The organism is Streptomyces sp. NPDC007991 (genome assembly GCF_042958445.1).
Lineage (GTDB): Bacteria > Actinomycetota > Actinomycetes > Streptomycetales > Streptomycetaceae > Streptomyces.
In genome coordinates, this window is record NZ_JBIBJD010000002.1 from 593661 (window position 1) to 619554 (window position 25894).

19 protein-coding genes and 2 tRNA genes are annotated in these 25894 nt (G+C 69.5%); 3 read left to right on the forward strand and 18 right to left on the reverse strand.

Features of this window, described 5'->3' with window-relative positions; all coding sequences use genetic code 11:
* Nucleotides 1-29: 29 nt before the first annotated feature.
* From ACFZDA_RS06790 to ACFZDA_RS06845, 12 genes are all read right to left on the reverse strand, one after another.
* Nucleotides 30-1994, reverse strand: a complete 1965-nt coding sequence (locus tag ACFZDA_RS06790; protein ID WP_391075932.1) for a TIGR03960 family B12-binding radical SAM protein — start codon at nucleotides 1992-1994, stop codon at nucleotides 30-32.
* Between the two features lie 119 nt (nucleotides 1995-2113).
* Complete coding sequence (locus tag ACFZDA_RS06795) at nucleotides 2114-3619, reverse strand: CHAD domain-containing protein (RefSeq protein ID WP_391075935.1); 1506 nt, start codon at nucleotides 3617-3619, stop codon at nucleotides 2114-2116.
* A gap of 67 nt (nucleotides 3620-3686) precedes the next feature.
* Nucleotides 3687-4295, reverse strand: coding sequence for a hypothetical protein (locus ACFZDA_RS06800; protein ID WP_391075937.1), 609 nt, complete (start codon nucleotides 4293-4295; stop codon nucleotides 3687-3689).
* A gap of 21 nt (nucleotides 4296-4316) precedes the next feature.
* The gene (gene rodA / locus ACFZDA_RS06805) at nucleotides 4317-5519 is read right to left on the reverse strand and encodes a rod shape-determining protein RodA (protein WP_391075940.1); all 1203 of its coding nucleotides are present in this window, start codon (nucleotides 5517-5519) and stop codon (nucleotides 4317-4319) included.
* Nucleotides 5516-7762: a penicillin-binding protein 2 gene (mrdA, locus tag ACFZDA_RS06810; protein ID WP_391075943.1), complete on the reverse strand. Its 2247-nt coding sequence runs from the start codon at nucleotides 7760-7762 to the stop codon at nucleotides 5516-5518. The genes rodA and mrdA overlap by 4 nt, the downstream gene beginning before the upstream one ends.
* Before the next feature lie 184 nt (nucleotides 7763-7946).
* Nucleotides 7947-8618, reverse strand: coding sequence for a rod shape-determining protein MreD (gene mreD / locus ACFZDA_RS06815; protein WP_391075946.1), 672 nt, complete (start codon nucleotides 8616-8618; stop codon nucleotides 7947-7949).
* 13 nt (nucleotides 8619-8631) lie between these two features.
* Complete coding sequence (mreC, locus tag ACFZDA_RS06820; RefSeq protein WP_391075950.1) at nucleotides 8632-9579, reverse strand: rod shape-determining protein MreC; 948 nt, start codon at nucleotides 9577-9579, stop codon at nucleotides 8632-8634.
* A gap of 144 nt (nucleotides 9580-9723) precedes the next feature.
* Nucleotides 9724-10743: a rod shape-determining protein gene (locus tag ACFZDA_RS06825; RefSeq protein WP_004001297.1), complete on the reverse strand. Its 1020-nt coding sequence runs from the start codon at nucleotides 10741-10743 to the stop codon at nucleotides 9724-9726.
* A 265-nt stretch (nucleotides 10744-11008) separates the two neighbouring features.
* Nucleotides 11009-11422 (reverse strand): nucleoside-diphosphate kinase, encoded by a 414-nt coding sequence (ndk, locus tag ACFZDA_RS06830; protein WP_391075953.1) that lies wholly within the window; start codon nucleotides 11420-11422, stop codon nucleotides 11009-11011.
* A 65-nt stretch (nucleotides 11423-11487) separates the two neighbouring features.
* On the reverse strand, nucleotides 11488-11844 hold the full coding sequence (locus ACFZDA_RS06835; protein WP_391075956.1) for a DUF4233 domain-containing protein: 357 nt from the start codon (nucleotides 11842-11844) through the stop codon (nucleotides 11488-11490).
* A gap of 5 nt (nucleotides 11845-11849) precedes the next feature.
* Entirely contained in the window at nucleotides 11850-13373 is a 1524-nt protein-coding gene (locus ACFZDA_RS06840; protein WP_391075959.1) for a glutamate ligase domain-containing protein, read from the reverse strand.
* A 161-nt stretch (nucleotides 13374-13534) separates the two neighbouring features.
* A complete protein-coding gene (locus ACFZDA_RS06845) occupies nucleotides 13535-16159 on the reverse strand; it encodes a valine--tRNA ligase (protein ID WP_391075962.1) in 2625 nt (874 codons plus the stop codon).
* Between the two features lie 138 nt (nucleotides 16160-16297).
* On the opposite strand from ACFZDA_RS06845, the gene ACFZDA_RS06850 reads away from it, so the two are divergent.
* Entirely contained in the window at nucleotides 16298-17248 is a 951-nt protein-coding gene (locus tag ACFZDA_RS06850) for a hypothetical protein (RefSeq protein ID WP_391075965.1), read from the forward strand.
* Nucleotides 17249-17308: 60 nt separating this feature from the next.
* Here ACFZDA_RS06850 and clpX read toward each other — a convergent pair whose 3' ends face one another.
* From clpX to ACFZDA_RS06875, 5 genes are all read right to left on the reverse strand, one after another.
* A complete protein-coding gene (gene clpX / locus ACFZDA_RS06855) occupies nucleotides 17309-18595 on the reverse strand; it encodes an ATP-dependent Clp protease ATP-binding subunit ClpX (protein WP_020271910.1) in 1287 nt (428 codons plus the stop codon).
* Between the two features lie 182 nt (nucleotides 18596-18777).
* Nucleotides 18778-19485, reverse strand: coding sequence for an ATP-dependent Clp protease proteolytic subunit (locus ACFZDA_RS06860; RefSeq protein WP_086560987.1), 708 nt, complete (start codon nucleotides 19483-19485; stop codon nucleotides 18778-18780).
* 109 nt (nucleotides 19486-19594) lie between these two features.
* Complete coding sequence (locus ACFZDA_RS06865; RefSeq protein ID WP_010041894.1) at nucleotides 19595-20200, reverse strand: ATP-dependent Clp protease proteolytic subunit; 606 nt, start codon at nucleotides 20198-20200, stop codon at nucleotides 19595-19597.
* Between the two features lie 259 nt (nucleotides 20201-20459).
* Nucleotides 20460-21857 (reverse strand): trigger factor, encoded by a 1398-nt coding sequence (gene tig / locus ACFZDA_RS06870; RefSeq protein ID WP_391075969.1) that lies wholly within the window; start codon nucleotides 21855-21857, stop codon nucleotides 20460-20462.
* Nucleotides 21858-22051: 194 nt separating this feature from the next.
* Nucleotides 22052-22128, reverse strand: a tRNA-Pro gene (locus ACFZDA_RS06875).
* Between the two features lie 165 nt (nucleotides 22129-22293).
* On the opposite strand from ACFZDA_RS06875, the gene ACFZDA_RS06880 reads away from it, so the two are divergent.
* Nucleotides 22294-22364, forward strand: a tRNA-Gly gene (locus ACFZDA_RS06880).
* Nucleotides 22365-23876: 1512 nt separating this feature from the next.
* Here ACFZDA_RS06880 and ACFZDA_RS06885 read toward each other — a convergent pair.
* Complete coding sequence (locus tag ACFZDA_RS06885; RefSeq protein ID WP_391075972.1) at nucleotides 23877-24071, reverse strand: hypothetical protein; 195 nt, start codon at nucleotides 24069-24071, stop codon at nucleotides 23877-23879.
* A gap of 695 nt (nucleotides 24072-24766) precedes the next feature.
* Between ACFZDA_RS06885 and ACFZDA_RS06890 the strand changes: the two genes are divergently transcribed.
* Nucleotides 24767-25879: an acyltransferase family protein gene (locus ACFZDA_RS06890; RefSeq protein WP_391075975.1), complete on the forward strand. Its 1113-nt coding sequence runs from the start codon at nucleotides 24767-24769 to the stop codon at nucleotides 25877-25879.
* Nucleotides 25880-25894: the final 15 nt, after the last annotated feature.

Below are 25894 nucleotides of genomic sequence, written 5' to 3' on the forward strand. Positions count from 1 at the left end.
CACCCGTCCACGCCGCCGACGGCCACCCCTCAGTGCCCGTGCCCGCTCGGCGCCGGTACCGCATTCTTGACCGTCAGGGGCAGGAGCTTCTTGCCCGTCGGGCCGATCTGGATCTCGGTGTCCATCTGCGGACACACCCCGCAATCGAAGCACGGCGTCCAGCGGCAGTCCTCGACCTCCGTCTCGTCGAGGGCGTCCTGCCAGTCCTCCCAGAGCCAGTCCTTGTCGAGGCCGGAGTCCAGGTGGTCCCAGGGGAGGACCTCCTCGTACGTGCGCTCGCGCGTCGTGTACCAGTCGACGTCGACGCCGAAGGGGGCCAGGGCCTTTTCGGCGCAGCGCATCCAGCGGTCGTACGAGAAGTGCTCGCGCCAGCCGTCGAAGCGGCCGCCGTCGTCGTAGACCGCGCGGATGACGGCGCCGATCCGGCGGTCGCCGCGGGACAGCAGGCCCTCGACGATGCCGGGCTTGCCGTCGTGGTAGCGGAAGCCGATGGAGCGGCCGTACTTCTTGTCGCCGCGGATCTTGTTGCGCAGCTTCTCCAGGCGGGCGTCCGTCTCCTGAGCCGACAGCTGCGGCGCCCACTGGAAGGGCGTGTGGGGCTTGGGGACGAAGCCGCCGATCGAGACCGTGCAGCGGATGTCGTTGGAGTTCGACACCTCGCGGCCCTTGGCGATGACCTTCGTCGCCATGTCGGCGATCTGGAGGACGTCGTCGTCGGTCTCCGTCGGCAGGCCGCACATGAAGTACAGCTTCACCTGGCGCCAGCCGTTGCCGTAGGCGGTGGCGACCGTGCGGATCAGGTCGTCTTCCGAGACCATCTTGTTGATGACCTTGCGGATGCGTTCCGAGCCGCCCTCGGGGGCGAAGGTGAGGCCGGAGCGGCGGCCGTTGCGGGTCAGCTCGTTCGCCAGGTCGATGTTGAAGGCGTCCACGCGGGTGGACGGGAGGGAGAGGCCGACCTTGTCGTCCTCGTAGCGGTCGGCGAGGCCCTTGGCGATGTCGCCGATCTCCGAGTGGTCCGCCGAGGAGAGGGAGAGCAGGCCCACCTCCTCGAAGCCCGTCGCCTTCAGGCCCTGCTCGACCATGTCGCCGATGCCCGTGATGGAGCGTTCCCGGACCGGGCGGGTGATCATGCCGGCCTGGCAGAACCGGCAGCCGCGGGTGCAGCCGCGGAAGATCTCCACCGACATGCGCTCGTGAACCGTCTCGGCCAGCGGGACCAGGGGCTGCTTGGGGTACGGCCACTCGTCGAGGTCCATCACCGTGTGCTTGGAGACCCGCCAGGGGACGCCGGAGCGGTTGGGTACGACGCGGGCGATGCGGCCGTCCGGCAGGTACTCGACGTCGTAGAAGCCGGGCACGTACACCCCGCCCGTCTTCGCGAGGCGGAAGAGGAGCTCCTCGCGGCCGCCGGGGCGGCCCTCCGCCTTCCAGGCGCGGATGATCGCGGTGACCTCAAGGACGGCCTGCTCGCCGTCACCGATCACCGCGCAGTCGATGAAGTCCGCGATCGGCTCGGGGTTGAACGCGGCGTGGCCGCCGGCCATGACGATCGGGTCGTCCAGGCCGCGGTCCTTGGCCTCCAGGGGGATCCCGGAGAGGTCCAGGGCCGCCAGCATGTTGGTGTAGCCCAGCTCCGTGGAGAAGGACAGGCCCAGGACGTCGAAGGCCTTCACGGGCCGGTGGCTGTCCACCGTGAACTGCGGGACGCCGTGCTCCCGCATCAGCTCCTCCAGGTCCGGCCAGACGCTGTAGGTGCGCTCGGCGAGGACGCCCTGCTGCTCGTTGAGCACCTCGTAGAGGATCTGGACGCCCTGGTTGGGCAGGCCGACCTCGTAGGCGTCCGGGTACATGAGCGCCCAGCGGACGTCACAGGAGTCCCAGTCCTTGACCGTGGAGTTGAGTTCTCCGCCGACGTACTGGATCGGCTTCTGCACGTGCGGGAGCAGAGCTTCGAGCTGCGGGAACACCGACGCAGCGACTTCGGCAGGCATGTCGCGCACCTTCGTGGGCTGGACTGAACGGACAGGGTGACCATCCAGACTAACGCGACCCGGCGGCGCCTTCGTACGCGCGGAGGATTCAGCGGAAGGTCTCAGGCCCAACCGCTCCGTCAGAGGTCCGCAGCTCCGTCCTTGATCCCTGCCCAGAACCGGGGCAGCTCGGTCTCCACGCGCACCGCGCGCTGCTCCTCGCGCTCGTGGAGCAGGCCGTAGGTGAAGGTGTTCTCTCCGGCCGCGTGGGCGACCGCCGCGAGCTCGCGCAGCGCCTGCCGGGCCATCACGCTGTCCTGGTGCTCGCCGAGCAGGGTCTGGAGCGCCTTCATGGACTTGACCAGGTCCTTGGCCGGCTTGCCGAGGGCCGGCCGGGCGGCCTCCGCCGCGTAGCGGGCGCGCTTGGTCTTCTTGCGGGCCTCGTGGATCGCGACGTCGCGGTCGGTGCCGGGCTCCAGTTCCACAGCCCGCTCGACCAGCCCGGCGACCTTGCGGAAGTCCTTCGTGACGGCCTTGGCGATCTTCTTGTGGGGCTTCTTGCCGGCCGCCTTCTTGAGGGGCGGGTCGGCGATCAGCGTGTCCAGGGTGTCGAGCAGGGCGAGGTAGCGGCGGGAGTCCAGGACGCCGATGAGCCGGCCCCGGGTCCCGTCGTGCTCGGCGCTCGCCCAGGTGTGCAGCCGCTCGCGGACCGGGCCGCGCACCAGGGTGGCCGGCACCTCGTCGAGGGCCGCCGTGAGCCGTGCGGTCAGCACCTCGCGGTCCCGGTCCAGGCCCAGCTCACCGGCCAGCCACTTCAGTTCGTCGCCGACCGGGTCGGTGACGGTCCGGTCGAGGAGCTCGCCGTACGACGCGAGGGCGCTGCGCAGCCTGCGGGTGGCCACGCGCAGGCTGTGCACGGAGTCCTCCACGTCCCGCCGTACGGCGGGGTCGAGTTCGACGATGGCGTCCCGCTGGGCGCGCACGTACGCCAGGACGTGGTCTCCGGCGGTCACCGGCCGCGCGGCGGGGGCCGACGCGCGCTGCGGGTGCGGCGCCGTCTCCGCGAGGGCCCGGGCCAGCTTCGACGGCGAGGCCGACGGCCGTACGCCCGCCTTGCGCAGGCGCTTCTCGACCTTGTCGAGGAAGGCCGGGTCTCCCCCGTCGGCGAGCTCCACCTCGATCTCCGTCCACTGCGCTTCACCGCCGCCGGCCGTGAGCCGGCCGGCCCGTACGGTGTCGACGCTGACCTCGGCGAGGAGCCTGCCGTCGGTGTCCATGAGGTGGCGTACGTCGCGGTCGGAGCGCAGCCGGACGACGGGCAGCAGTGCGCCGCCGCGGACGCGGGAGCGGACGAGCCCGGCGAGGTCGTCCGGGAGGGTGTCGGAGAGCGGGGCGCGGATCTCGTCGCGGACGCCGGGGGCGACGGGGAGCTTCAGATGCCACCCCGCGTCCGAGCCGCCGGTGCGGCGGCGCAGGGTGATGGACGACGCGGCGAGGCGTTCGTCGGCGGTGTCGTAGTAGGTGGCGTCGAGGTGGGCGACGCCCTTGTCGAGCACGGTCGCGACGCCGGCGACACCGGTCAGGTCGGGAAGCCTGCCCTCGTCGGATTCATACTTGCGTTCGACTTCGCGTTTCGTCTCCGCCATGGCACTGAATCTAGTAGCCGAGCGTCCGGGACGGCAGTGGTCGGCGCCCTCACGAGGGGCGTCGCGTTCAGGTCGTCAGCAGGGCCCGCATCTCCTCGCCGTCCGGGAACGGCGCGTCCTTCACCGTCCGGGAGACGAGGTACACGTGGGCGTCCTCGAACTGGTGGTACGACAGCGGCTCCGGGCCCTGTCCGACGATCAGCACGTTGTGCTCCAGGCGCCAGCTGACGTACCGGGTCGTGAACCTGGGCTGCCGGATGTCGTGGTTCGGCAGGCCCAGCCGGTCCGTGAAGCGCCGCACCACGGTGCCGAAGTGCGCGTCGAACTCCGGCCGCCAGGCGCCCTCCTCGCTGGTCCATCCGGGCAGGGTGCCCCAGCAGTCCTCGTCGAGCAGGCCGCCGTCGACCGAGTAGAGGTAGGCGAACGGCAGGTAGAGCGAGCCGTCGCCGTCGCAGGTGACGAAGTGGCCCTGCGGGGTGACGTGGGTGGCTTCGGGGACATCGAGTGTGTCCTCGTACGCCGGCCCTCGCACCGCCTGCGACCAGTCGGGCCAGCCGCCCTCACGCATCCGCGCCTCGATGGCGTCGTCGTCGGTCAGGTCCAGCTCCGCCAGCGCGAGGAGCTGATCCACCAGGTCCTCGGTCACCGGGCACAGGGCCACGTACTCCCCGGACATTCCACTCCTCTTTACTGCCCGCTAGGCCGACATCGGTCGTTGTACCCGGATCGACTGCAGCAGGCCGACCGCTATCCATACGGCGAACATCGATGATCCGCCGTACGACACGAACGGCAGCGGCAGGCCGGTGACCGGCATGATGCCGAGCGTCATCCCGACGTTCTCGAACGTCTGGAAGGCGAACCAGGCGACGATGCCGGCGGCCACGATGGTGCCGTACAGGTCGGTGGTCTCCCGGGCGATACGGCAGGCCCGCCACAGGACGATGCCGAGCAGCACGATGATCAGGCCGCCGCCGACGAAGCCCAGCTCCTCCCCCGCCACGGTGAAGACGAAGTCCGTCTGCTGCTCGGGCACGAACTGGCCGGTGGTCTGCGAGCCGTGGAAGAGGCCGGAGCCGGTCAGGCCGCCGGAGCCGATGGCGATACGGGCCTGGTTGGTGTTGTAGCCGACGCCGGCCGGGTCGAGCTCGGGGTTGGCGAAGGCGGCGAAGCGGTTGATCTGGTACTCGTCGAGCACGCCGATCTGCCAGACGGTGACCGCGCCGAGGGTGCCCGCGCCGAGCAGGCCGAACACCCAGCGGTTGGACGCCCCGGAGGCGAGCAGCACGCCGAGCACGATGATGACCATGACCATGACCGACCCGAGGTCGGGCATGAGCATCACGATCAGCATGGGCACGGTGGCCAGGCCCAGCGCCTGCATGACCGTGCGGTGGTCGGGGTACTGCCGGTCGCCGGCGTCGACTCGGGCCGCCAGCAGCATCGCCATGCCCAGGATGATCGTGACCTTCACGAACTCCGAGGGCTGGAGGGAGAAGCCGCCGGGGAGCTTGATCCACGAGTGGGCGCCGTTGATCGTGGAGCCGAGCGGGGTGAGCACCAGCAGGATCAGCAGGAGCGAGAAGCCGTACAGGACCGGCACGGCCGTGCGCAGGCCGCGGTGGCCGAGCCAGATCGTGCCGGCCATCAGGGCCAGGCCGATGCCGGTGTTGAGCAGGTGCCGGATGAGAAAGAAGTACTGGTCGCCCTGGTTGAGCTCCGTGCGGTTGCGGGTCGCCGAGTACACGAGGAGCGTGCCGAGCAGCGACAGCGCCATGGCCGACAGCAGGATCGGCCAGTCGAGCCGCCGCGCCACCGAGTCGCGGGCGAGGAGCTTGGTCCAGCCGGAGCGCTCGGGGCCGTAGCCGGAGACCTGGAAGCTGTTCACACCGCCGGTCATGTCGGCAACCTCCGGCTTCCCCTCCGGCGCCGGCGCCTTCGGGTGTCACGGTTCTCCGGCGACGGCGGGGCCGACGTGGCCGGCTGGAGCGGGTCGGCCGGGGCGTTCGGGTCGTTCTCGTCCGCCCGCTGGTCCTTGGCCGCGTCCTTGGGGACCTTCGGGGAGGCGATGGTGCCGTCCGTCTTGACCTTGGGCAGGGCCTTTTCCGGGGTGGGCAGCAGGGCCTTCTTCGCGTCGATGTCGCCGTCCTCGGAGACGCCGTACAGCGCGTTGTAGATGTTGCGGACGGCGGGGCCCGAGGCGCCGGAGCCCGTACCACCCTGGGAGATCGTCATGACGACCGAGTAGTCCTTGGTGTACGTGGCGAACCAGGAGGTGGTCTGCTTGCCGTAGACCTCCGCCGTACCCGTCTTTGCGTGCATCGGGATCTTGTCCTGCGGCCAGCCGCCGAACCGCCAGGCGGCCGTACCGCGGGTGGCGACTCCCGCGAGGGCTTGGTCTATCGCGTCGCGCGTCTGGCGTGTCATCGGCAGTTTGCCGTGCGACGTGGGCTTGATCGGCGTGACGGTCTTGCCGTCTGCGCTGATGACGGCCTTGCCGACGGCGGGGTTGTAGAGGGTGCCGCCGTTGGAGATGGCCGAGTAGATGGTGGCCATCTGGATCGGCGTGACGAGGGTGTCGCCCTGGCCGATGGAGTAGTTGACGGAGTCACCGGCGCGCATGCGGTTGCCTTCGAGGCAGTTCTCGTAGGCGATCTTCTCGGCGTAGCTGCCGTTGCGCTTGCCCGTGCGGCACCAGGCGTCCTTGTTGGCCTTCCAGTAGTCCAGCTTCCACTTGCGGTCCGGTACGCGGCCGGTGACCTCATTGGGCAGGTCGATGCCGGTCTCCTTGCCGAGGCCGAACTGGTGGGCGGTCTTGTAGAACCAGTCGCCCGGGTGCTTCTTCGGCTTGTTGCCGCCGTCCTTCTTCCACTCCTCGTGGGACAGCCGGTAGAAGACCGTGTCGCAGGAGACCTCCAGAGCGCGGCCGAGGCTGATCGGGCCGTACCCCTTGGACTCGAAGTTCTTGAAGACCTGGCCGCCGATCGAGTACGAACTGGAGCACTGGTAGGGGCCGTCGAAGGAGTAGCCGGCGTTGACCGCGGCGGCCGTCGGGATGACCTTGAAGATGGAGCCGGGCGCCGACTGGCCCTGGATCGCGCGGTTGAGCAGCGGGTAGTTGGAGCTCTTGCCGGTGAGCCGCGCGTAGTCCTTGGCGGAGATGCCGCCCACCCAGGCGTTCGGGTCGTACGTCGGGTTGGAGGCCATGGCGACGACGCGGCCGGTCTTGGCCTCCATGACGACGACGGCGCCGGAGTCGGCCTTGTAGTTGGTGCCCGTGTTGCGGTCGTGTTCCTTGCGGGCCTGCTTCATGGCCTCGTTCAGCTGGTACTCGGCGATCCGCTGGACGCGGGCGTCGATGCTGGTGACGAGGCTGTCACCGGGCTGGGCCGGGTCGGCCTCGGCCTTGCCGATGACGCGGCCGAGGTTGTCGACCTCGTAGCGCGTGACGCCGGCCTTGCCGCGCAGCGCCTTGTCGTACTGGCGCTCCAGGCCGGAGCGGCCGACCTGGTCGGAGCGCAGATACGGGGAGTTGGTGTGCTGGGCCTGCTTGATCTCCTCGTCGGTGACCGGCGAGAGGTAGCCGAGGACCTGGGCGGTGTTGGCCTTGCCCGGGCTCGGGTAGCGGCGCACGGCCTCGGGCTCGGCGGTGATGCCGGGGAAGTCCTCGGCGCGCTCGCGGATCTGGAGGGCCTGCTTGGGGGTGGCCTCGTCGGTGATGGGGATGGGCTGGTACGGCGAGCCGTTCCAGCAGGGCTGGGGTGTCTTGGCGTCGCAGAGCCGGACCTTCTCCATGACCTCCTTGGGGGTCATGCCCAGCACACCGGCGAGCTTGGTGAGGACGGCCTTGCCGTCCTCCGGCATCTTCAGCAGGTCCGTGCGGGAGGCGGAGACGACCAGTCGCGTCTCGTTGTCGGCGAGGGCCACTCCGCGCGCGTCCAGGATGGAGCCGCGGACGGCGGGCTGGACGACCTGCTGGACGTGGTTCCCCGACGCCTCCTTGGCGTAGGCCGCGCCCTCACGGATCTGGAGGTACCACAGGCGGCCGCCGAGGGTGAGCAGGAGGGACAGGACGAGGACCTGGATGACGACGAGCCGGATCTGGACCCGTGAGTTCCGCCCGGTCTCGGGAATGTTGGTCACTGCGGCTGCCTCCCCCTCTCAGTGCGCGTACGGATGTGCGGGTACAAGGCCCGTCCCGGGTGCGAAGCCCGGCCCGAGTGCGAGCGTCTGTCCCGGCACGTGTGTGCGGATACGAGTGAGGAACGACGGGCCCACGCGACGGCGTTCCTACCGGAGGGGCCCGTTCGGGTGAACTTCCGTGCGTTCACAGCCGCTTGACCCCCTTGATGCGCCCGGCCCGCGCCATCCGCGCCCGGGCCGCCTTCACACGCAGCCCGTTCCGCTGGCTGCCGATCCTCAGGCCGGTGCCGCCGGAGAGCCAGCCGGAGGAGATGTCGGTGGTCTTGACGGCGGAGCCGGTCTCGGCGAGCGGATCGTTCTCGGCGCGTCTGGCCAGCGCCATCACCCCCGGCACCACGAACGGGGCGAGCAGCAGGTCGTACAGGGCGGCCGTGAACAGCAGACTGCCCAGGCCCACATGGCGTGCGGCGGTGTCCCCGACGAGGGCCCCGACCCCGGCGTACAGCAGGGTGGAGCCGAGGGCGGCGGCGACCACCACGACCATGGGGCCGGTCGCGGACTTCAGCCGGCCCGTCTCCGGTTTCACCAGGCCCGCGAGATAGCCGATGACGCACAGTACGAGCGCGTAGCGCCCGGCGGCATGGTCGGCGGGCGGGGCCAGATCGGCGAGCAGGCCCGCGCCGAAGCCGATGAGGGCGCCGCCCACATGCCCGTACACCAGGGCGAGGCCGAGGACGGTGAGGAGCATCAGGTCGGGCACGGCGCCCGGCAGGTGCAGGCGGGCGAGGACGCTCACCTGGATCACCAGGGCGACGACGACCAGGGCGGAGGAGAGCAGGATCCGGTTGACGCGCATGAGGTGACAGCTCCTACTGCTCTTGCTGGTTCTGGCCGTCTGCGGGGGCGTCGGCGGACGGCGTCACGGTCACCGTCACCGTCGGCCTGGGAGTCGGCTTGGGCTTGGGCGGGAGCACCGTGTCGCGCGGGTCCTTCTTCGGGGCCTCGACGACGACGCCGACGACGTCGAGCTTGGTGAAGGCGACGTACGGCGTGACATAGAGCGTGCGGGTCAGACCGCCGCCGGACGGGTCGACGCGGGAGACCACACCGACGGGCACGCCGGGCACGAACGGCCGGTCGGCCTGCGAGCCGAAGGTGACCAGGCGGTCGCCCTTCTTCACCTCCGCCTTGCCGTTGAGGAGTTCCACGCGCAGCGGGCGGTCGCCCTGCCCGGAGGCGAAGCCGAGCTCGTCGCCGGCCTCCATCCGGGTACCGACCGTGAAGTCGGGGTCGCTGGCGAGCAGGACCGTGGCGGTGTTGGGTCCGACGGTGGTGACCCGGCCGACGAGCCCGTCCCCGTTCAGGACGGTCATGTCGCGTTTGATGCCGTCGTTGGCGCCGACGTCGATGGTGACGGTCCAGGAGAAGCCCTGCGCGGCTCCGATGGCGATGACCTCGGCGCCCTTGATGCCGTACTGGCCCCGGCCGGCGATCTTCAGCATCTTGTCGAGCTGCTTGAGGCGGCTGCGGCTGCGGTCGTCGCTGCCGAGCCGCGCCTTCAGGGCCGCGTTCTCCTCTTCCAGCGCGGCGAGACGGTCGTGCCGCTCACCGGAGTCCCGGATGGCGGAGACCGCGTTGCCGACCGGGTCGACCGCGGCCGACACACCGCTCTCGATCGGGCCGAAGACCGCCGCCGCGCCCTGCCGGGCACCGTCGACCGGGGAGTCCTCCCCACCGCGAATGTCCACCGTGATCAACGCGAACGCGATGGCGACCAGCAGCACCAGGAGCAGCCGGCTCTCTCGTGTGTCCCTCACGTGCGGCGGCCGTGCCCTTCCTCATAGGAATTCGGGAAGCCCCAGGGAAACCCGAGGGGCTGCATTGTGGGAGCTTATGCATCTATATCAACGATCCGCCGTACGAGAGGAGATCGTCCCGTACGGCGGAATCGAAGAGTTACGTCATCTGCGCGGCTGGGCGTCCAGCACCTGCTGGAGCGCCTCGAACTCCTCGACGCACTTTCCGGAACCGAGCGCCACGCTGTCCAGCGGGTCCTCGGCGATGTGGATCGGCATGCCGGTCTCCCGGCGCAGCCGCTCGTCCAGACCCCGCAGCAGCGCTCCGCCGCCGGTCAGAACGATTCCTCGGTCCATGATGTCGCCGGACAGCTCCGGCGGGCACTTGTCGAGGGTCGTCTTGACGGCGTCGACGATCGCGTTGACCGGCTCCTCGATCGCCTTGCGGACCTCGGCCGCGGAGATGACGACGGTCTTCGGCAGCCCGGAGACCAGGTCCCGGCCGCGGATTTCGGTGTGCTCGTCGGAGTCGAGGTCGTACGCCGAACCGATCGTGATCTTGATCTGTTCGGCCGTCCGCTCACCCAGCAGGAGGGAGTACTCCTTCTTGATGTGCTGGATGATCGCGTTGTCCAGTTCGTCGCCCGCGACCCGGATGGACTGGGCGGTGACGATGCCGCCGAGGGAGATGACCGCGACCTCCGTGGTGCCACCGCCGATGTCGACCACCATGTTGCCCGTGGCCTCGTGGACCGGCAGGCCGGAGCCGATGGCCGCGGCCATGGGCTCCTCGATGATGTGCACCTGGCGGGCGCCGGCCTGGGACGACGCCTCGATGACGGCACGGCGCTCGACGCCCGTGATGCCCGAGGGCACACAGACGACGACCCGCGGACGAGCGAGATACCGCCGCTTGTGGATCTTCAGGATGAAGTAGCGGAGCATCCGCTCGGTGATCTCGAAGTCGGCGATCACACCGTCCTTCAGCGGACGAACGGCAACGATGTTGCCGGGCGTGCGCCCGATCATCTTCTTCGCTTCGGCACCGACCGCGAGGATGCCACCGGTGTTGGTGTTGATCGCGACGACGGACGGCTCGTTGAGTACGATCCCGCGACCCCTGACGTACACCAGCGTGTTGGCGGTCCCGAGGTCGACAGCCATGTCACGGCCGATGAACGACATTGAGTTCCCCATCAGGATTCGTCTGGCCTTCCCACTAGCTTTTGAGGGCTTTTCAGGTAGGCAAAGGTGGGTGCTGTGACGTGAAGGCTTCCATGGTAGACGCGCCTTCGCGAACACTGCGGGAGGGTCTCCGCCATTGTCAGCAGATGCTGAGCGCGTTCGCTTCTGGAGACGAGCGTTCGGGGACCATCGTTCCCTCGATCGCCACGCATATGCCAGAAAAGTCCGGGAGCCGCGGCCCCCAGACTTCTCCCACCGTTTCCCCTCAGGCGCGGCCCGGGAAGAAGATCTTCACTTCGCGCTCGGCGGACTCCTCCGAGTCGGAGGCGTGGATCAGGTTCTCCCGGACGATGACGCCGTAGTCGCCGCGGATGGAGCCCGGGGCCGCGGCGATCGGGTCGGTCGGGCCGGCGAGCGCGCGCAGCCCCTCGATGACCCGCTCACCCTCGACGATCATCGCGACGACCGGGCCCGAGGCCATGAACTCCACCAGCGGCTCGTAGAAGGGCTTGCCCTTGTGCTCGCCGTAGTGCTGCTCCAGCGTGTCCTGGTCCAGGGTGCGCAGCTCCAGCGCGGTGATCGACCAGCCCGCCTTGCGCTCGATGCGGCTGATGATCTCGCCGGTCAGGCCACGACGGACGGCGTCGGGCTTGAGGAGGACGAGGGTGCGCTGGCTCACGACGGGCTCCTTATGCGTCAAGATTGTGCGGTGGGACGAGGTTACCCGGCGTGTCGGGGCGCCTGTTACGCAGCGTCAGGTGTGGAGGAGCCGGACTGTGCCGCGAATCTCGCCTTCGCCTCGTCCACCTTCCGCCCGTAGTGCACGGAAGCCCACCACAGGGCCGCGAAGACCACGCCCAGGAAGTACATCATCGGCACGGCGAAGCCCGACGCGATGAGCGCGATCTGCAACGCCCAGCCGAGCACGACCCCGCCCGGGCGTGTCACCAGGCCGCACAGCACCAGGCACAGGAACATCGCCACCCCGCTGACCGTCCACACGGTCGTCAGGGACAGGTCGGGATCCTTCATCGCGACCAGACCGGCGAAGCCGATGATGAAGAACTCGCCGATCAGGGTCGAGGAACAGAGCGTACGCACGGATCTCAGCCCCTTCCCAGGAGCAGTCGGGCCTCGCCGACGGTGATGACGGAACCGGTGACGAGCACACCGCCGCCCGCGAACTCGCCCTCCTCCTCGGCCAGCGTGATCGCGGCCTCCAGCGCGTCGGGCAGCCGCGGCTCGACCTGCACGCGTTCCTCGCCGAACACCTCGACGGCGATGCCGGCCAGCTCGTCGGCGTCCATCGCGCGGTGAGTGGAGTTCTGCGTGACCACGATCTCGGCGAACACCGGCTCGAAGGCCTCCAGCAGCCCCCGCACGTTCTTGTCGCCGCTCGCGCCGACGACACCGATGAGCCGGCTGAACTGGAAGGCCTCACCGATCGCCTCGGCCGCCGCCCGGGCACCCGCCGGGTTGTGGGCGGCGTCCAGCACGACCGTCGGGGAACGCCGCACGACCTCCAGCCGGCCCGGCGAGGCGACGGCCGCGAACGCCTTGCGGACCGTGTCGAAGTCGAGCGGCTCGGCCCGCTGCGCGCCGACGCCGAAGAACGCCTCGACGGCGGCGAGCGCGACGGCCGCGTTGTGCGCCTGGTGCGCGCCGTGCAGCGGCAGGTACACCTCCGGGTACTCGCCGCCCAGGCCGCGCAGCGTCAGCAGCTGACCGCCGACGGCCACCTGCCGCTCCACGACACCGAACTCCAGGCCCTCCCGGGCCACCGTCGCGTCCACCTCGACGGCCCTCTTCAGCAGCACCTGCGCCGCGTCGACCGGCTGCTGCGCCAGGATGACCGTCGCGCCCTGCTTGACGATGCCGGCCTTCTCGGCGGCGATCTCCGCGTGGGTGGTGCCGAGCCGGTCGGTGTGGTCGAGGTCTATGGGGGTGACGACGGCGACGTCGGCGTCGATCACGTTCGTGGCGTCCCAGGAGCCGCCCATGCCGACCTCGACGACGGCGACATCGGCGGGCGCGTCGGCGAACGCCGCGTACGCCATGGCCGTGAGCACCTCGAAGAACGACAGCCGGTACTCCTGCGACGCGTCGACCATCTCCACGTACGGCTTGATGTCCTGGTACGTCTCGATGAACCGCTCGGCGGAGATCGGGGCGCCGTCCAGGCTGATGCGCTCGGTGATCGACTGCACGTGGGGCGAGGTGTAGCGGCCGGTCCGCAGCTCGAAGGCGCCGAGCAGGGCCTCGATCATGCGGGCCGTGGAGGTCTTGCCGTTGGTCCCCGTGATGTGGATCGACGGGTACGACCGCTGCGGCTCCCCCAGCACGTCCATCAGCGCGGCGATGCGGCTGACGGAGGGCTCCAGCTTGGTCTCGCCCCAGCGCGTGGCGAGCTCCGCCTCGACCTCGCGCAGGGCCTTGTCGACCTCGGGGTCGGCGGGCCGGGCCGGGATGTCGGCGTCGGGCGGGCCGCCCTGAGTGCGCAGGGTTCGGCTGCCGGCCTCGATGACCGCGAGGTCGGGGTCGCGGGTGGTCTCCTCCGCGATGATCTCTTCGAAGGTGTTGAGGGGGTCGGGCTGGTCGTCGGCGCTGTGGTCTGGAGGGAGCTCGCTCACGGGGCCCAGTCTACGGAGACGGACTGACATTGCCTGCGGTGGCTCGTGCCCGTGGACGACCGCGGGTCCGTGGGGGGTGCTCGCGCAGTTCCCCGCGCCCCTGAACTGCGTCGGGGCCCCGGCGCCGACCAGCACCGGGGCCCTGACGACCGTACGAACCCTTACGCCTGCGGCAGCCGCTCCAGCTGTGCCTGGATGCGGGTGATGTCCTCCTCCGCCTTGGCGAGGCGGGTGCGGATCTTGTCCACGACGTGGTCGGGGGCCTTCGCCAGGAACGCCTCGTTGCCGAGCTTGGCGTTCGCCTGGGACTTCTCCTTCTCCGCCGCCGCGAGGTCCTTCGCGAGGCGCTTGCGCTCCGCCGCCACGTCGATCGTGCCGGAGAGGTCGAGGGCGACCTCCGCGCCGGCGACCGGCAGGGTCGCCGTGGCCGTGAAGGCGTCGCCCTCCGGCTGGAGCCGGAGCAGCTGGCGGATGGCGGCCTCGTGCGTCGCGAACGGCGTGCCGTCCAGGGTCAGCCGGGCCGGGACCCGCTGGCCGGGCTGGAGGCCCTGGTCGGCGCGGAAGCGGCGGACCTCGGTGATGACCGACTGGAGGCTCTCGATCTCGCGCTCGGCGCCGGCGTCCCGGAAGCCACTGTCCTTGGGCCAGTCGGCGATGACGACCGACTCGCCGCCGGTGAGGGTGGTCCACAGCGTCTCGGTGACGAACGGGACCACCGGGTGCAGCAGCTTCAGCGTGACGTCGAGGACCTCACCGAGGACGCGCTTGGAGACCTCGGCCGCCTCGCCGCCCGCCTGGAAGGTGGTCTTCGACAGCTCGACGTACCAGTCGAAGACCTCGTCCCACGCGAAGTGGAACAGGGCGTCGGACAGCTTCGCGAACTGGTAGTCGTCGTAGTACGCGTCGACTTCCGCGACGACCGTGTTCAGGCGGGAGAGGATCCAGCGGTCCGTCGAGGACAGCTTCGACGCCTCGGGCAGCGGGCCGTCCACCGTCGCGCCGTTCATCATCGCGAAGCGCGTCGCGTTCCAGATCTTGTTGGCGAAGTTGCGGGAGCCCTGGACCCAGTCCTCGCCGATCGGGACGTCGACGCCCGGGTTGGCGCCGCGGGCGAGGGTGAAGCGCAGGGCGTCGCTGCCGTACTTGTCCATCCAGTCCAGCGGGTTGACCGCGTTGCCGAAGGACTTCGACATCTTCTTGCCGAACTGGTCGCGGACCATGCCGTGCAGGGCGATGGTGTGGAACGGCGGGGTGCCGTCCATCGCGTACAGGCCGAACATCATCATCCGGGCGACCCAGAAGAAGAGGATGTCGTAGCCGGTGACCAGGACGGAGTTCGGGTAGAACTTCGCGAGCGACTCGGTCTGTTCGGGCCAGCCCAGCGTGGAGAACGGCCACAGGCCGGAGGAGAACCAGGTGTCGAGGACGTCGGTGTCCTGGCGCCAGCCCTCGCCGCTCGGCGGCTCCTCGTCGGGGCCGACGCAGACGACCTCGCCGTTCGGGCCGTACCAGACCGGGATGCGGTGGCCCCACCACAACTGCCGTGAGATGCACCAGTCGTGGAGGTTGTCGACCCAGTCGAAGTAGCGCTTCTCCATCTCCTGGGGGTGGATCTTGACGCGTCCGTCGCGGACGGCGTCACCGGCCGCCTTCGCCAGCGGGCCGACCTTGACCCACCACTGCATGGACAGGCGCGGCTCGATCGTCGTCTTGCAGCGCGAGCAGTGGCCGACCGAGTGGACGTACGGCCGCTTCTCGGCGACGATCCGGCCCTCGGCGCGCAGCGCGGCGACGATCGCGGAGCGGGCCTCCAGGCGGTCCTGGCCCTGGAAGGGGCCATGGGCGGTGATGACCGCGTGCTCGTCCATGATCGTCAGAGCCGGGAGGTCGTGGCGCTGGCCGATCTCGAAGTCGTTCGGGTCGTGGGCCGGGGTGACCTTGACGGCACCCGTGCCGAACTCCGGGTCGACGTGCTCGTCCGCGACGACCGGGATGGAGCGGTCGGTCAGCGGCAGCTTGACCAGCTTGCCGACCAGGTGCTTGTACCGCTCGTCGTCGGGGTGAACGGCTACGGCCGTGTCACCGAGCATCGTCTCGGCGCGGGTGGTGGCGACGACGATGGTGTCGTCCCCGTCGCCGTACTTCATGGAGACGAGCTCGCCGTCGTCGTCCTGGTACTCCACCTCGATGTCCGAGATGGCGGTCAGGCACCGGGGGCACCAGTTGATGATGCGCTCGGCGCGGTAGATCAGCTCGTCGTCGTAGAGCCGCTTGAAGATGGTCTGGACGGCCTGGGACAGGCCCTCGTCCATGGTGAACCGCTCACGCGACCAGGCGACGCCGTCACCCAGGCGCCGCATCTGCCCGCTGATCTGCCCGCCGGACTCGGCCTTCCACTGCCAGACCCGCTCGACGAACGCCTCACGGCCCAGGTCGTGCCGGGACTTGTTCTCCTTGGCGAGCTCGCGCTCGACGACGTTCTGCGTGGCGATACCGGCGTGGTCCATGCCGGGCTGCCACAGCGTCTCGAACCCCTGCATCCGCTTACGGCGGGTCAGGGCGTCGATGAGCGTGTGCTCGAAGGCGTGCCCGAGGTGCAGGCTGCCCGTGACGTTCGGCGGCGGGATGACGATCGTGTACGGCGGCTTGTCGCTCTTCTCGTCCGCCTCGAAGTAACCCCGCTCTACCCAGCGCTCGTACAGCGGCCCCTCTACGTCGGCCGGCGCGTACTGGGTCGGCAGGTCGGTGCTGGGCGCTGGTGGCTGCTGCTGAGCGTTCTCGGTCACGGGGGTCAGTTTAGGGGTGTCACCACCCCGTCCCGAAACGCGTTTGCTGTGTAACGGTGGGGGCCCCGATGCCATGCACACGACGGGTCTGCGCCAGGATGTCTCGAACCCATAAGCATCTGGAGGGGAACCCAGAACATGAGCTACAACCAGCCGGGCCCGTACGGCGGGCAGCCCCAGCAGCCCGGACCGTACGGCCAGCCCGGTCCGTACGGCCAGCCGCCGCAGGCGCCCCAGCCCGGCTACGGCTACCCCCAGCAGGCCCCTCCGCCCCAGCCCGGTCACGGCTACCCGCAGCAGCCCCCGCAGGGCGTCCCGCCGCAGCAGGGCTACGGCCAGCAGCCCCCGTACGGCCAGCAGCCGCCCTACGGCCAGGCCCCGTACGGCGTGCCCCAGCCGCCCGCGCCCGAGGGCGGCAAGAAGAAGACGGGCATCGTCATCGGCGCGGTCGCGGTGGTCGCGGCGATCGGTGTGGGCGCGTACTTCGTGATCGGCGGGGGCGGTGGCGGACTGGAGGACGACGGGCCGCACAAGCTCACGACGCCGGCGACCGTGCTCACCGACTACAAGCGCACCACGAAGGACGGGCTGACCGCCGGCGACGACTCGACGGCGGAGCTGGAGAAGAGCGGCGTCAAGAACGCCAAGACCGTGACGGGCCTCTACAGCACGATCGACGCGAAGGACTACGACCCCGACGACCCGGCGTCCGCGGCGAAGCTGGCGACGGCCAAGACCCTGTCGGTGGCCGGTGCCTACGGTGAGATCTCCGACCCGGAGGCGGCGCTGGACCTGTTCTTCGCCAACTTCAAGAAGTCGGCCGAGAAGGAGTCCGCCACCGGGTCCGACAAGCCCGAGCTGGTCGGCGAGCCCGAGGCGGCCGACCTCGACGGCGCGGTCATGAAGTGCCAGTCGGTCAAGGGGAAGGACCGGCTGAAAAAGACGGAGAAGACCAACTGGTTCTGCGCGTGGGCCGACTACAGCACGCTCGCCCTCGTGTCGCCGGGTGACGCGGCGCAGGGCGTCACCAAGGACGTGGCGATCGACCTCACGACCAAGGCCCGCGAGGAAGTCCGCGTCAAGGCCTGACGCGGCAACGACGAAGGCGCCCGGCACACGTGCCGGGCGCCTTTCGCGTGCGGTGGGTGACTAGGCCGTCTTCTGCTCCCCCGGGCCGCGCCCGCGCGCATCCCGCGGGATCAGCGTCGGGTTCACGTTCGACTGGACCACGTCCGCCGTGATGACGACCCGGGCCACGTCCTTGCGGGACGGGACCTCGTACATCACGCCCTGGAGGACCTCCTCCATGATGGCGCGCAGGCCGCGCGCGCCGGTCTGGCGGAGGATGGCCTGGTCGGCGATGGCTTCGAGGGCCTCGCGCTCGAAGTCCAGCTCCACGCCGTCGAGTTCGAAGAGGCGCTGGTACTGCTTGACGAGCGCGTTGCGCGGCTCCACGAGGATCTGGAGCAGGGCCTCGCGGTCGAGGTTGTGGACCGAGGTGATCACGGGCAGGCGGCCGATGAACTCGGGGATCATGCCGAACTTGACCAGGTCCTCCGGCATGACCTCCTGGAACTGGTCCTTGGACTCCATCTCGCGCTTGGAGCGGATCTGCGCGCCGAAGCCGATGCCCTTGGCGCCGGCCCGGGACTCGATGATCTTCTCCAGACCGGCGAAGGCACCGCCCACGATGAACAGCACGTTCGTCGTGTCGATCTGGATGAACTCCTGGTGGGGGTGTTTACGGCCGCCCTGCGGCGGGACGGAGGCCGTGGTGCCCTCCAGGATCTTGAGGAGGGCCTGCTGTACGCCCTCCCCGCTCACGTCGCGCGTGATCGAGGGGTTTTCGCTCTTCCTCGCGACCTTGTCGATCTCGTCGATGTAGATGATCCCGGTCTCGGCCTTCTTGACGTCGTAGTCCGCGGCCTGGATCAGCTTGAGCAGGATGTTCTCGACGTCCTCGCCGACGTAGCCGGCCTCCGTGAGGGCCGTGGCGTCGGCGATCGCGAAGGGGACGTTCAGCATCCGCGCGAGGGTCTGCGCGAGAAGGGTCTTGCCGGAGCCCGTGGGGCCGAGGAGGAGGATGTTGGACTTCGCCAGCTCGATGGCGTCGTCGCGGCCGTTCCCCCCGCCGTTCTCGCCGGCCTGGACCCGCTTGTAGTGGTTGTAGACCGCGACGGAGAGGGCCTTCTTGGCGGCCTCCTGGCCGACCACGTATCCCTCGAGGAACTCGTAGATCTCGCGGGGCTTGGGGAGCTCCTCCCAGCGGACCTCGCTGGTCTCCGCCAGCTCCTCCTCGATGATCTCGTTGCAGAGGTCGATGCACTCGTCGCAGATGTACACACCGGGCCCTGCGATGAGCTTCTTGACCTGCTTCTGGCTCTTGCCGCAGAACGAGCACTTGAGCAGATCGCCGCCGTCACCGATGCGTGCCACGGTGTGCTTCCCCTTCGCCTGGGAGACTCCTGGACGCCGACGTCCAGGCGGACTCCTGGTGCTGCCTTATGTCCGACGGTACCTTGCCGGGCCCCTCGTTCGGGCCCCCCTTGGCGCGGTTCACTTTGACGTGGACCGTCCGAAACCGTGCCAAGGGGCGGCAGACGATACAGCCTCTCGCCTCAGCGCAGGCTCGAGTTGTCCATCTTCCGGGTGGAGATGACCTGATCGATCAGGCCGTAGCTCAGCGCGTCCTCGGCCGTGAGGATCTTGTCGCGCTCGATGTCCTCGCGGATCTTCTCGATCGTCTGGGTCGAGTGCTTGGCCAGCATCTCCTCCAGCTGCGTACGCATCCGGAGGATCTCGTTGGCGGCGATCTCCAGGTCGGAGACCTGGCCGCGGCCCGTCTCGCTGTAGGGCTGGTGGATCAGCACGCGCGCGTTCGGCAGGGCCATGCGCTTGCCCGGCGTACCGGCGGCGAGCAGGACGGCGGCGGCGGAGGCCGCCTGGCCCATGCAGACCGTCTGGATGTCCGGCTTCACGTACTGCATCGTGTCGTAGATCGCCGTGAGCGCCGTGAAGGAGCCACCGGGGCTGTTGATGTAGACCGAGATGTCACGGTCGGGGTCCATCGACTCCAGGCACAGCAGCTGCGCCATGACGTCGTTGGCGGAGGCGTCGTCGATCTGGACGCCGAGGAAGATCACGCGCTCCTCGAAGAGCTTCGCGTACGGGTCGTACTCGCGGATGCCCTGGGAGGTGCGCTCGACGAAGCGCGGGATGATGTAGCGGGACTCGGCCTGCGGGCCGGTGTACTCGCCCTGAGCGGCGCGCATGTCCTGCACGGCGTGCATACGGTCGTAGATCCCGCTGCCGGGGAACTGGTTCACGGTGTCTCCTGAAAAGGGCTGAGGCGGTCGGCTGGGGCTGTCTGGGGTCGCGGGGGCCCGGGAGGGCTCCGTGGGCCTCACGGGGCGCCACAGGCCCCGTGGGGACCTCTCAGGCCCCGGTGCCGCCGCCGCCCGGCATGCCGGCGGCCGTGGGCATGACGTCGTCGATGAGGCCGTACTCCTTGGCCTCGAACGCGTCGAACCAGCGGTCGCGGTCCGAGTCGCGGGTGATCTGCTCGACCGTCTGGCCCGTGTGCTGGGCCGTGAGCTCGGCCATGCGCTTCTTGGTGTGCAGCAGCCGCTCGGCGTGGATCTTGATGTCCGAGGCCGAGCCGGCCAGGCCGGCGGAGGGCTGGTGGATGAGGATCTCGGCGTTCGGCAGCGCGAAGCGCTTGCCGGGGGTGCCCGCGCTGAGCAGGAACTGTCCCATCGAGGCCGCGAGGCCCATGGCGATCGTCACCACGTCGTTCTTGATGTACTGCATGGTGTCGTAGATCGCCATGCCGGCCGTGATCGAACCGCCGGGGCTGTTGATGTACAGGTAGATGTCCTTGTCCGGTTCGGCGGCAAGGAGCAGCAGCTGTGCGGTGATCTTGTTCGCGATGTCGTCGTCGACCGGCTGGCCGAGGAAGATGATCCGCTCGTTGAGCAGCCGGTTGTAGACCTGGTCGCCGAGGCCACCACCGATGGAAGGCTCGCCGGCGGCTGAAGGCATCAGATTCGTCACGTATCCACCTGCTCGTCTTACGACGGCGCCGGGCCGTCTCACGTGTTCCCTGCGGGGCGGGAGCCGTATCGGAGACTCCACTGCCCTGGTATTCATGGACCCTAACGCGCGGGTCCCTTCGGGGAATCCCGGAGATGGGAGTGTTCGCCGGGGGCGTAGCGACTCGGGGGCCGGTAACGCGACGGGCCCCGAGAAGCGCTGTGCGTCTCGGGGCCCGTCCTCACGGCGTCACGAAGTGCCCGGGGGCTCAGCCCTCGGTCTTCTCCTCGGCCTTCTCCTCGGCGGTCTCGGCCGGGGTCTCCTCGGCGGAGGCATCGGCGGAGGCCTCGTCCTCTTCGTCGTCGAGGTCGATGATCTCGCCGTTGGTGTCCTTGACCGTGGCCTTCTCGACCACGACGGCCAGGGCCTTGCCGCGGGCGACCTCGCCGACCAGGAGCGGAACCTGGCCGCCCTCGACGACGGCCTGGGCGAACTGGTCGGGGGACATGCCGGAGGAGGCCGCACGCCGCATGAGGTGCTCGGTGAGCTCCTCCTGGTTGACGTTGAGCTTCTCCTGCTTGACGAGCTCGTCGAGGACGAACTGGGTCTTGATGCCCTTGACCGCGGCGTCGCGGGTCTCGGTCTCGAACTCCTCCTCGCTCTTGCCCTGGATCTCCAGGTACTTCGCGAGGTCCAGACCCATCTGGCCGAGCTGGTGGTGCTCGAGGTTGTGCTTGCGGGTGTTGACCTCGTCCTCGAGCAGCTTCTCGGGGACGGGGACCTCGACCAGCTCGAGCAGCTTCTCCAGGACGCGCTCCTGGGCCTGCGTGGCCTGGTCGTACTGCTTCATGTTCTCCAGGCGCTTGCGGCTGTCGGCGCGCAGCTCCTCGATGGTGTCGAACTCGGAGGCGAGCTGCGCGAACTCGTCGTCCAGCTCGGGCAGTTCACGCTTGGCGACCTGGGTGACCTTGACGGTGACCGCGGCCTCCTTGCCGGCGGCGGAGCCGCCCTTGAGCTCGGAGGTGAAGGTGGCCTCGCCACCGGCCTCCAGGCCCTTCACGGCGTCGTCGATGCCGTCCAGCAGCTCGCCGGAGCCGATGGTGTAGGAGACGCCGCTCGCGACGCCGTCCTCGAGGACCTCGCCCTCGACCTTGGCCTCCAGGTCGATCGTCACGACGTCGCCGTCCTCGGCGGCACGCTCGACCGGGGCGGTGGTGGCGAAGCGCTCGCGGAGCTCCTCGACCGCCTTGTCGACGTCCTCCTCGGTGACCTCGACGGCGTCGACCTCGACCTCGATGCCGGAGTAGTCCGGGATCTCGATCGCGGGGCGGATGTCGACCTCGGCGGTGAAGTTCAGCGTCTCGCCGTCCTTCAGCTCCGTGATGTCGACCTCGGGCTGGCCCAGGGGGTTCAGTTCGGCCTCGTTGACGGCGTCGGTGTAGAACTTCGGCAGCGCGTCGTTGACGGCCTCCTCCAGCACCGCACCGCGGCCGAACCGCTGGTCGATGACCCGGGCCGGGACCTTGCCCTTACGGAAGCCCTTCACCGTGACCTGCTGGTTGATCTTCTTGTACGCCGCGTCGAGGCTGTCCTTGAGCTCCTCGAAGGGCACCTCGACAGTGAGCCGAACCCGAGTCGGGTTCAGGGTCTCCACGGCGCTCTTCACGGTTCGGTCTCCTTGTGGCTGACTTCTTGGGTTCTGCCGGTGCCAGAGCGGCCCGGCGGATTTCGCCGCCCGGAGGACTTCAGACGATGAGACACACGGGCGTGCAGCTTGCATAGTAACGGCAGCGACTACACCGCCCAAAAGGCGATCACGCGAGTGATTCAGGAGACGATCACGCGAGGTGACCGGATGGCTGGTCGGGGTGGCGGGATTTGAACCCACGGCCTTCCGCTCCCAAAGCGGACGCGCTACCAAGCTGCGCCACACCCCGTCTGGTGCGACACGTAGGGTACATGCCGCCAGGCGGCGTGGCCGCCGCATTTCCACCGGGGTCCGTGCCGCGTCGGCCTGGGCGGGAATGCGGTGTGCGACGGACGGGCCCGACCCGCTACGATGCCTTCAGTGCCGCGGTCCCCCGACCTGCGGCGCGCGCTGTGCGGGCGTAGCTCAATGGTAGAGCCCTAGTCTTCCAAACTAGCTACGCGGGTTCGATTCCCGTCGCCCGCTCTTCAGGCCGAAGGCCCGGACGAGAGGTTCTCCTCTGTCCGGGCCTTCGGTGTTCGCGAGGCGGTCCCGCGGGTGCGCGGGTTCACAGGGTCCGGCCCGTGTGCGGCGAGACCGCGCTGACGCCGCCGCCGGTGCGGGTGAAGGAGACGGTTCCGTGGACCAGGTAGGCGCGCCTGGCCGCGACGCGCAGTCGGCAGTCGTCCGCGACCTTGGGCTTCGGGCGCTTCCAGCGGACCTCGCCGGTGTCGGCGGCCAGGTGGCGACCGTGTGGGTGAACAGCGGGCCGGCGCCGCCCGCCGGCTGTCGCTCGTCCGCCTGGCAGGCGTAGCCGCGGCCGTGGTCCGTGCCGATGATCGCGCCCTCGGCCGCGGACAGGCCGTCCGGAGCCGTGGGGTCGACGAACCGGGACCAGGTGTTGCGGCCCCCGGCGAGATCGCAGCGGGTCGCCATGATCTGGGCACCGGCGCACACCAGTCCACGAGGCGGTGGAGGAGGGGTGGGGTCGCCGTCGCCCGTGCGGACGACGGTGGTGACGACCACTGCGGCGAGTACGGCGGTCAGGGCGGTGGAGATCAGCAGCAGGCGGCGTTTGCGGCGGCCGTCGGGGGCGGGAGCGGAGGTCGGCGTAGACGGCGGCGTTGGCGTCGCGGGCGGGGCGTGCGGCCGTTCGTCTCGCTCCGTCCGGGCTCTGCCGGGGCGGTGGGGATGCCCTTCGTCCTGCTCGGCGCCCGCCGCGTCGGGCCGGGGATGGCCGGCGGAGGCGCTGCCGTCGCGGAGCAGGGTGAGCGGGTCGTGCGCGGTGGGGTTCGTTCGGTACGCCGGAGAGCTCCGGCTCGCCCTCGGCGACCCGCGGAGCCGTCTCGTAGGGGCTCGGGCTGTGGAAGGGGAGCGGCGGGTGGCAGCCTGGGTCAGGACGGAGCCGAGGGAGAAGACGTCGGCGATCTGCCCGACGTCCTGGGGGACGCGAACTCGTCCGGATGAGGACGTCGGAGGTGGCGGACTCGGCGGCGCGGAGAGATGCCGTCGTCGTCGGCGAGCATCACGTCGGCCGGCTGCAGATCGCGGTGGACGACTCCGGCGCGAGTGCATGTCGCGCAGCGCCTCGGCCAGGACGGCGGTGAGTCCGCGCGGGCGGGGCAGCGGGAGCGGCCGTGCTCGTGAAAGTGGGGGCTGAGGCGCTGCGCCTGGTATGGAGGGCGTGGAATCCTGGAGCGTGGCGCGTCGGCGTCCGCGTCCGCGACGGGGGCCGTGAAGGATCCGCCGACCTTGCGGGCGGCGGCCACCTCGCGGCGGAAACGGGCGCGGAACTCTTCGTCGTCGGCGTACTGGCCGTGCACGACCTTGGGCGCGAGGGGCCGGCGTAGATCACACCGATGCCGCCGGAGCCGAGGCGGTCCTCGATGCGGTAGCCGCCCACATCCGACGGGTCCACGTCGCGCAGCGCCATCCCCGTACGCCCCCCGTCACGCACTGTCCCCTGGTCGGGAGGAACGCCTCCGGACGCACCGCGGGTCAGAAGCTGATGGAGTTGATGGTCTCCGCTATCGAGTTGAGGAATCGCTGGATGGGGGGGGCCATGCCGGTCGAGGCGAGGAAGAAGCCGAAGAGGATCGCCACGATCGCGGGCCCTGCCTTGATGGATCCCCCTCTCAGCAACACCACAAGGATGATCGCCAACAGCAGCACCACAGACAGTGAAATGGCCACAACTGATCACACCCTCGGTCGGTCCGCTCTCCCGGCCCGGGGACGCGACCCCGCGCACCCCGCCAGAACCATCGTGCCACCAACCCGGCCGGGCTATGCGGGTCGTGAGGCATCGACCACCTCACTCGTGTCGGGACCGGTGTGCGGCGCCCGGGGCCAGGGGCCGAACGGCGGGGACTCGTACGGGATTTCGACGCACCACCCTCGCAGTGAATTCGACCGGATCGTTTCCGTGTCCACACAATGCGTTCGCAGGTAATTCGAATTGCCCCCGCAAGTTCCTCAACGGCCCTGCGGGCAGGCTCCGGAGAGGCACGGAAGTGGACATTCCGCCGGAGTCGCCTGCTGGTCTTATGCGCCGCTTAGTCCGGAAGTGTCAGGACAAGCAGGGCGGGCGCGAGGAGCACAGCCCACCATCCCTTGATGTGTTGACCATCACTCCCGCAAGGACGTCAACTGCCCGAAATCCGGGGTACCCACAGTGAATAGCCAGGATTCACATCCGGCGTTTTACGAATAGCCGCAGGGAACGCTAGGGTGCCTCAGATGTTCCACGCTGCCTCGTCCCCCGCAAGCGCAGCGAGGTCCCGGATCGTCTCCCCGAGCTCCTGGTGGGAGGGTCTGTGACGAACTCGCTGCGACCGAACGGCGACCGCAGGGCGCCACTTCCCCCGGCACAGTCCTCTGCCGACGGAGTGCCGAGCCCGCGCGCGCCGCAGAGCCCCCAGAAGAAGCAGAACGGCAAGCAGCGCGACGCGTTCTTCGACAACGCCAAGTACCTCGCGATCGTGCTGGTCGCCATGGGCCACGCCTGGGAGCCGCTCAAGGGCGACAGCCGGATACTCGAGGCCGCGTACCAGGTCGTCTACGCGTTCCACATGCCGGCCTTCATCATCATCTCCGGCTACTTCTCGCGCAGTTTCGACATGCGGCCCGACCGGCTCAAGCGCCTCATCACCGGCGTGGCCGTGCCGTACATCATCTTCGAGACGGCCTACCCGCTCTTCAAGCGGTTCATCGACAACGATCCGCACCAGGAGATCAGCCTCCTCGACCCCTGGTACCTGACCTGGTTCCTGGTCGCGCTGTTCATCTGGCGGCTGACCACCCCCATCTGGAAGATGGCGCGCTGGCCACTGCCGCTCGCGCTCGGCCTCGCGATGCTGGCGACCGTCAGCCCGGAGATCGGCGACGACCTCGACCTCCAGCGGGTCCTGCAGTTCCTGCCGTTCTTCGTGCTGGGCCTGGTGATGAAGCCCGAGCACTTCCACATGGTGCGCCGGCGTTCCGTGCGGATCGCCTCGGTGCCCGTGTTCGCCGCCGCGCTGGCCTTCAGCTGGTGGGCCGTGCCGCGGATGAACACCGCGTGGTTCTACCACCGGGACGCCGCCCAGGAGCTGGGCGCGCCGTGGTGGACCGGCCCGGTCATGGTGCTCGCGATGTTCGGCTGCTCGCTGGTGCTGACCGCCTGCTTCTTCGCCTGGGTGCCGCGCCGTCACATGTGGTTCACCGCGCTCGGCGCCGGCACGCTCTACGGCTACCTGCTGCACGGCTTCCTGGTGAAGGCCGGTGACTACCAGGGCTGGTTCGAGCCGGCGTGGATGCACCGGCCGCTCGGTGAGATCGCCGTGACCGTCGCCGCGGCCGCCGTCGTGACGGTGCTGTGCACCAAGCCGGTGCGGCGGGTCTTCCGGTTCGCGATGGAGCCGGCGATGGAGTGGGCCTTCAAGCGGGACGCGGCCGAGGCCGCCCGTGAGCGCCAGGGCGCCGAGCGGCGCGAGCGCGAGCGCGAGAAGGTCAACGCCTGACGCCCATCCCCGAGT

Coding starts and splice junctions, on each gene's coding strand:
- ACFZDA_RS06795 (WP_391075935.1), bottom strand. CDS start 3,619: ATGGCGGAGACGAAACGCGAAGTCGAACGCAAGTATGAATCCGACGAG.
- mreD (WP_391075946.1), bottom strand. CDS start 8,618: ATGCGCGTCAACCGGATCCTGCTCTCCTCCGCCCTGGTCGTCGTCGCC.
- ACFZDA_RS06800 (WP_391075937.1), bottom strand. CDS start 4,295: ATGTCCGGGGAGTACGTGGCCCTGTGCCCGGTGACCGAGGACCTGGTG.
- rodA (WP_391075940.1), bottom strand. CDS start 5,519: ATGACCGGCGGTGTGAACAGCTTCCAGGTCTCCGGCTACGGCCCCGAG.
- ACFZDA_RS06850 (WP_391075965.1), top strand. CDS start 16,298: ATGAGCTACAACCAGCCGGGCCCGTACGGCGGGCAGCCCCAGCAGCCC.
- ACFZDA_RS06865 (WP_010041894.1), bottom strand. CDS start 20,200: ATGCCTTCAGCCGCCGGCGAGCCTTCCATCGGTGGTGGCCTCGGCGAC.
- ACFZDA_RS06825 (WP_004001297.1), bottom strand. CDS start 10,743: ATGTCGTTCATCGGCCGTGACATGGCTGTCGACCTCGGGACCGCCAAC.
- ACFZDA_RS06790 (WP_391075932.1), bottom strand. CDS start 1,994: ATGCCTGCCGAAGTCGCTGCGTCGGTGTTCCCGCAGCTCGAAGCTCTG.